Consider the following 6,505-nt stretch of genomic DNA (forward strand, 5'->3'; position numbering starts at 1 on the left):
GATCTTTCCGATGGACGGCTTGGCGCCCCCCCGCGCGCCGCCCCCCGCCCCGTCACCGGGTTGGCTCAACTGACGGGTGTAGACCTTCAGCACATTATGGATTTGGTAAGCCGGAACAAACATCGGTCTGCATCCTCGAAGGCCATTCGGTGTGCGGCGTTGCCCGTGGTGCTGGGCCGGTGGCGTCACCCCCCACCCCCGGCGCGGCACGCTTGCCAGCCGCCATCCATAACGCCCTCTATCGGTAGCGCGGCGCTCGGGCTTAACCTTGAATCTGCTGCAAGTAGTTCAATTATATATAATTTAACGGTAAGCCCAAACTTTTTTTGGCAGCGGCCGGAGGGTCAGTCATCAAAATCACCGGCCTCGCCCTTGTCGGTCTCCAGGCTTGCCGCACCGGCCACGATCTTTTTCGGCGTCCAATCGGCGAGGTCTTCGATCTGCCGCGCCTTGGGGCCGGGATCGTGCGAGCCGGCCGCGAGGATGGCGTCGATGGCCATCGGGGCGGTGTCGGCGGCATTCAACACATTGACCAGCATGTTGTAAACAAAGGCTTCCACCCTTTCTACCATGCGCTGCCGGACCGCTTTGGGCTGCCCCAAAAGCTTGTTTTCAAATGGCAGGTTGAGTTTTTTGTAGTTCCCGCCTTTCAGCCCATTGGCCTCCGCGTAGGCCACCATTTCGGCCCAGATGGCTTCGGAAACGCCCTCGCCGGAAAGCTTGACGAACATGCCGCTCTCGTCCTGGCGGGCGTTGCCGTAATCGTTGACCTCCAAACCCCAGGAGACCATCTGCAGCGCGGTGGCCACATTGGCCTTGGTCGTGCGGGTGCGGGCAACGATCTCCCGCAGGCGCTCGGAGCTGTTGCCGGAGGTGCCGTGCTGGGCGCCGCTGACCCCGTATGGTTTCAAGGCATCGTGGATCCGGGCGGTGAGATCCACCTGAATCCCCTGTCCGGTGGCCTCCAGTCCGTGGGTGGTGCCGTTGTTGAGGGCGATCCAGTCGGGAAAAATCCCGTGGGCGTTAAGTCCCCGGATCAGGAAAAGGGCCTCGGCCACCGTCGAAAGCCCGCTTTTGCCCTTGATTTCGCCCACCTCGGTTTCCAGCCCGGCCCACGCGGGAACGGTCGGGATCAGGGCCAGACTGGCCAGCAGGTTCTGATCGTCGGGCAGGTGGGATGCGTCGATGGCGATGGAGGTGATGCCGGCATCGAAAATCGAGGGGATTTCGGTTTTGGCGACCGCGATGTCCCCTTCTTTCTTGATGCCGTAATGGTCCGCGTGAATCGCCACCGGCACCGTGATCCCCAGCTGATTGCAAAGGGCGTCCACCTGGCGCGCGATGTTCCAATAGTTGACCGCACAGTAGGCATTCGCGCCGCCTTCGGAGCGCGCGATTTCAATGATCAGGGCGGCATTGGCCCGCTGGGCGGCCTGCAGGGCCCCATGGATCACAAAATGGCTGCGTCCGTTGGCGGCCATGGCGATCGCCTGGCCTTTGGCCAGCATGGCTCGGTCGATGAATTTACCGCTGACAAGCAGTGCCCGGGAATTGGGGAAGAGCTCTTGAATGTTGGGCGGCCGGCCGATTTTCAGGGCTCTGTCGAAATCTGACATAAACGCGTCCTCCGTGTGGTGGGGTATGGAATGCGAAGATCGGGTTCGAAGCCCCGGCGGGCACCCGGGGCGCCTGCGGCAGGCTCACCTCTTTTCAGGCATAGACGTCGATCAAGCGCCCGATGCAGACGTCGGCCCCGCCGACCGCCTCAAGACGAACCGTGTAGCGCGTGGCACAACCGAAATCGGCCCCGCTGGCGCCGGCCATCGGTTTCAGCTGCACCACTGCGGGGCGTGGGGCCGGCCTGCGTTCCGCAAGTGCGGTAGGCCCTGCGGGGCGGCAGGCCGGCAGGTTTTCGGGCGGCGCGTAGGCCACCGGGGGGAATTGGGTCTTCGGAAAGGAGGCTGTCATAGGGTAACCGTCAAAGGCCTACCGACCACCTTGGGGCCGCGGCCCGGTTCAGGCGTAATCGTAGAGTTGGTATTCGGCCGCTTTTCCTGTCAGGGCGTCGATCTCCTTCTGAACCGCCAGGCGCTCGGGATTTTCAAACCAGTTCCGCCAGTCCTGGAGGGAAAGCCACGTGCTGATGACCAGATATTCGCCCGGATTTTCAATGCTGCGCAGGGTTTCGCCGGAAATGTAGCCGGGCTGATTGGTTGCCAGCGTTCGCATCTTTTTGACCAGGGGCAACAACTCCCGGATTTTATCCGCCGACAAGTGCCTTTTGATGAGAATCTTGATCGCCATTGGACCCCCTTTCGTGTGCCGTGATCCGCACGTTCGCCGCCTTCCGCCGGAGATGAAACCGACCCAAGGGAAAGAAACCCGGCTGATCCCAATTATTTACTGACAACTATAGGAAAGAGCCGCCCCGGGTGTCAAGCGAAAAGCCGCGCCCCCACCCTACCACCGGAGGCTGCGGGCCTGGGGGCAGCGTTTGGATGGCGGCGCGGTGTTCCCGGTTTTCAGCGTCGCACGGCATCGCGATGTCGCCGGATGCAACATAACTAATTGTTAATAAAGTGTATTTGTTCGCCACAACCCCACCATTGAGCGTTTCTTCAAATTTGTTTTGTCAAAACGGCTGTAATTATTATATATGGCGGCCATCCGGGGGGCAGGCCCCGAGAGGGCCCCGCCACAGCCCGTGGGAATGATCGATACCGTGTCGCGCTTGACGGGACCGGCAAATCCAAAACAGACGGCTTAGAGGTGAAATCCCATGGCACACTTACGGTTTCTGGCCCTTTTGGGTGTTTTGTTGCTGCTGACCGCCTGTGGGCCCAAGGTACGCTTGGCCCCCGAGACGATCGCGCCAACTCCCGACCAGTCCCTTCTGGAAACGGCTCGCCGGAATCTGACCGCCGGAGAGGATCTGGAGGCCTTGGTGGCCTTGGACACCCTGGTCGCGCGCTACCCCGACAGCCGCCTGGTGCCCGAGGCGCTGCTGCAGGCTGGCGCCATCCGTACACGGTTGGGAGACATGCACGGCGCCCGGGAGGCCTTCAACCGGGTGGTCACCGACTTTGCCGCAAGCCCCCAGGCGCAGACTGCGGCCGTGGCTTTCCTGCAAACCTATTACCGGGAAGGCCAGTACCAGCGGGTGATCCAAGAAGCGCCGGCGCTTTTCAAACAGCTCACCTCTTCGGAAGATCTGTTCAATGCCTACCTGCTGACCGGCGATGCCCATGGCGCCAGCGACGCCCCGGCCGAGGCCCTGGACTACTACGCCCGGGCCCTGGAACTGGCACCGGAGCGGGTGGAAGCAGTGGCCGAACGTTTGCACCAGGTTCTGCCGAAACTCGATCCGGCGCTGCTCGAAGAACTGCTGGCGAAAACCAGCAACCCCGTCCTGGCCGGCTTTCTGCTCTTTGAACTGGCGCTTCAGCAGGTGAATGCGGGGCAGTATGGGGCGGCTGAGCAGACCCTGGCCGATTTCGAGGCCCGTTTCCCCGGGCATCCGTCCGCGCCCCAGGCGGTGGAACTCCGACAGGCGCTGCAGCAGCGTCTGCCGGCCGATGTGGCGTTGGGCTGCCTGCTGCCGATGAGCGGCGGTTACCGCGACTACGGGGCCCGGGCCCTGAAAGGTATCCAGCTGGCCTTGAGCCGCTATGCGGCGGACAACCCGGAGGCCGGGGTGCGGTTGGTGGTCAAGGACACCGCTTCGGACCCCCGGACGGCGATCACGCGGGTCCAGGAGCTGGCCCAGGAAAAGGTCACGGCGATTGTCGGGCCGCTCGTGACGGCCCCGGAGGCAGCCGCCGAGGCCCAGCTGCTGGGCATCCCGATCATCACCCTGACCCAGAAACAGGACATCGTGGATATCGGGGACTATGTCTTCCGCAATTTTCTCACCCCCCGGATGCAAGCCCGGGCGCTGGCGGCCTATGCCACCCAGACGCTGGGGGTCGGGCGTTTTGCGATTCTCTACCCCGATGAGACCTATGGCAGAACTTTCATGGCCGTCTTCTGGGACGAGGTTCTGGCCCATGGCGGAGAGATTACCGGGCTGGAAGCCTATCCCCCCGAAATGACCGATTTTGCCGACCCCATCAAAAGGCTGAGCGGCCGCTTCTATGACTTCCCGGCAGGCCTTCGCACGCCAGCGCCGGAAACGATCGCCGCCGATGACGGCGATGGGCAGGAGCCGGCGGCCATCATCGACTTCGATGCCGTGTTCATTCCGGACAGCGCCGCGACCGTCGGTTTGATCGTCCCCCAACTGGCCTTCTACGACATCCAGCAGGTGCACCTGCTGGGCACCAACCTGTGGCACTCCCAGCACCTGGTGGAAATCGCCGCGCGCTATGTGCAGGGCGCGTTTCTGACCGACGGCTTCTTCGCCGAGAGTACGGCCCCCGAGGTCTCCCGATTCGCGGCCGACTTCCAGGCGACGTTCGATTCCACGCCGGGCTTCATCGAGGCCATCGCCTATGACTCGGCCATGCTGATTTTCCAGACCGCCGGCGCCCCGGCCATCGACCTGCAGGGCGGCCTGAAGGAACGCCTGGCAACCCTGGAGGGGTATCGCGGCGTGACCGGCCTGACCGCCTTTGAAGCCAATGGCGAGGCGCGCAAAACAGCCTGGCTGCTCACCATCCGCGGTTACCGTTTTGAGGAGATCGGCTACCCCTGAGAGCGCCGGCGGTGGTTTCTCGCGGCTGCCTGACCTGGGCGGCGGCCGCGCATGCCGGCAGCCGGGCCCTGAAAAGACGACGGACCTCCGGTGCAGGCCGGTGGCGCTCAGAGAAGGTCGTAGGCCCTTAAAAACGCCATCAAATCCGCCTCCCACACGGGATCGCGGGCATCGGCCGGGAGGGCGGCGGCATCGCTGGCGATGATGCCCACCCGCTGCAGGATGGTTTTGAGCTGAACCGCGGGGGTCGTGCGGCACAACGCCCCCAGAGCGCGCAGCATGATACCGGATTCCAGCAGGGTCGTGGGGTGGGAAGTAAAAGGCCGGTCCTCTTCCAGCCAGTTGAGCGAAGAGCGCGTGACGGCCTGCCAGACCCGCGGCAGCAGGTTGCTGCCGCCGGCCACAACCCCGCCGGAGGCCGGGCTTTTCAGAAAGCCCCGCTCATCGCCGTCGTAAAACGTGAACAGGTCACGGTTCCTCAGCGCCAGGTGATAGTTGAGGGCCCGCTTGAGGTCCCCGACAAAGATCAGACCCACCAGGGCCGGGTTGGCGGCGATTTTTTTGAGCACGCCGGTCCGGATGTTCTTCAGGCGCCCGGGCCCCTTCAGAGGCTGGACCAGTGACGGGTGGTTGGCGACGATGAAGGGAAAGCGGGTTTCAGCGGCCAGTTCGCGGTAGAACTGCGGCAAGCCGCGGTTGCTGTGGTAGACCAGGGGGTAGTCCACCCAAAAAACACCCCCCGGATCGCCGCCGCGGCTCAGCAACGCCTCGGCGGTCTGCATGAACCGCCGGGTATCGGTCGGCTGCCGGCCGGTCACCGTCACCAGCAGCGGCTTTTGACCCTCGGCGGCGTCGCGCACCGCAGCCAGCAGGTCCAGGCGAAGGGCCTCGGAGAGCGCCCCTGCCTCCCCCCAAACCAGGTCCCCCACCAGCAGCGCATCGGCGAAGCGCTGCACATGCCCGATCAGCCGCTGCAGAGAAGTCAGATCCAAATCGCCCCGGGACGTCAGCGGTGTGACCAGGGGGCAGATCAGCCCCCGGGGGGCCTGGGGGGTTTCAGCGGCCATTGAACTTGAATTCACCTTTCCCCAGAATGTCGTGCAGATGCAGCACCCCCCTGAGCTTGCCGATGGGGTTGGTGATGGGCAGGACCGTGATCTGACAATGCTCCATCAGGTTGAGCGCGTCGAAGGCCGGCGTCTCGGGGCTGACCGAGCGGGGATGGGGGGTCATGACGGCATCCACCACCTCCCCAAAGATGTCGCCGTGGTGCAAAAGCCAGCGCCGGATGTCGCCGTCGGTGACGATCCCGGCGAGAAAACCGTCCGGCTGCACGACCAGGGTGGCCCCCAGCCTGCAGCGATCAATTTCCCTGAGGGCCTCCGCCATGGGGGTGCCCGGGGCCACCTGCGGAACGACGGCGCCGGTCAGCATGAAGTCCCCCACGCAGCGGGAAAGCCGCTGCCCCAGCGAACCGCCGGGGTGGAATTTCCTGAAATCGGAGGTCTTGAAGTTCTTGCGGTTGATGAGCACCACCGCCAGCGCATCCCCCATCGCCAGTAGCGCCGTGGTGCTGGCGGTGGGGGCCAGGCCCAGGGGACAGGCCTCGCGCGCCACCCCGACGTCGATCACGATGTCGCTCGCCTTGGCCAGGGTGGAGCCGGTCTTGCCCGTCAGGGCGATCACGGTGCAGCCGATGTCGCGGATGATGGGCACCAGCATGTTGAGCTCTTCGGTCTCGCCGCTGTTGGAAAGCGCCAGGAACACGTCGTCGCGGCTGACGATCCCGAGGTCGCCGTGCATGGCCTCCAC

The 6,505-nt window shown here is 64.1% G+C and carries 6 protein-coding genes; 1 reads left to right on the forward strand and 5 read right to left on the reverse strand.

From position 1 onward, the window contains the following. Positions 1-344 precede the first annotated feature (344 nt). The 3 genes from LJE63_00535 to LJE63_00545 form a co-directional block, all read right to left on the reverse strand. Positions 345-1,616 carry a class II fructose-bisphosphate aldolase gene (locus LJE63_00535; GenBank protein MCG6905078.1) on the reverse strand — a complete coding sequence of 424 codons (1,272 nt, stop codon included), beginning with the start codon at positions 1,614-1,616 and terminating at the stop codon, positions 345-347. 94 nt (positions 1,617-1,710) lie between these two features. Then, positions 1,711-1,968, reverse strand: a complete 258-nt coding sequence (locus LJE63_00540; GenBank protein ID MCG6905079.1) for a hypothetical protein — start codon at positions 1,966-1,968, stop codon at positions 1,711-1,713. A 48-nt stretch (positions 1,969-2,016) separates the two neighbouring features. Continuing rightward, complete coding sequence (locus LJE63_00545; protein ID MCG6905080.1) at positions 2,017-2,304, reverse strand: antibiotic biosynthesis monooxygenase; 288 nt, start codon at positions 2,302-2,304, stop codon at positions 2,017-2,019. Positions 2,305-2,779: 475 nt separating this feature from the next. Here LJE63_00545 and LJE63_00550 point away from each other — a divergent pair, with 475 nt between their 5' ends. Beyond that, complete coding sequence (locus LJE63_00550; protein ID MCG6905081.1) at positions 2,780-4,693, forward strand: ABC transporter substrate-binding protein; 1,914 nt, start codon at positions 2,780-2,782, stop codon at positions 4,691-4,693. A gap of 107 nt (positions 4,694-4,800) precedes the next feature. Here the strand turns inward: LJE63_00550 and LJE63_00555 are convergent, their stop codons facing one another. Then, positions 4,801-5,760, reverse strand: a complete 960-nt coding sequence (locus LJE63_00555) for a dihydrodipicolinate synthase family protein (protein MCG6905082.1) — start codon at positions 5,758-5,760, stop codon at positions 4,801-4,803. Next, positions 5,750-6,505 (reverse strand): KpsF/GutQ family sugar-phosphate isomerase (locus tag LJE63_00560; GenBank protein ID MCG6905083.1); only part of this gene is annotated, 756 nt, incomplete at its 5' end. The genes LJE63_00555 and LJE63_00560, both read right to left, overlap by 11 nt.

This window comes from Desulfobacteraceae bacterium, from assembly GCA_022340425.1.
Taxonomy (GTDB): Bacteria; Desulfobacterota; Desulfobacteria; order Desulfobacterales; family JAABRJ01; genus JAABRJ01.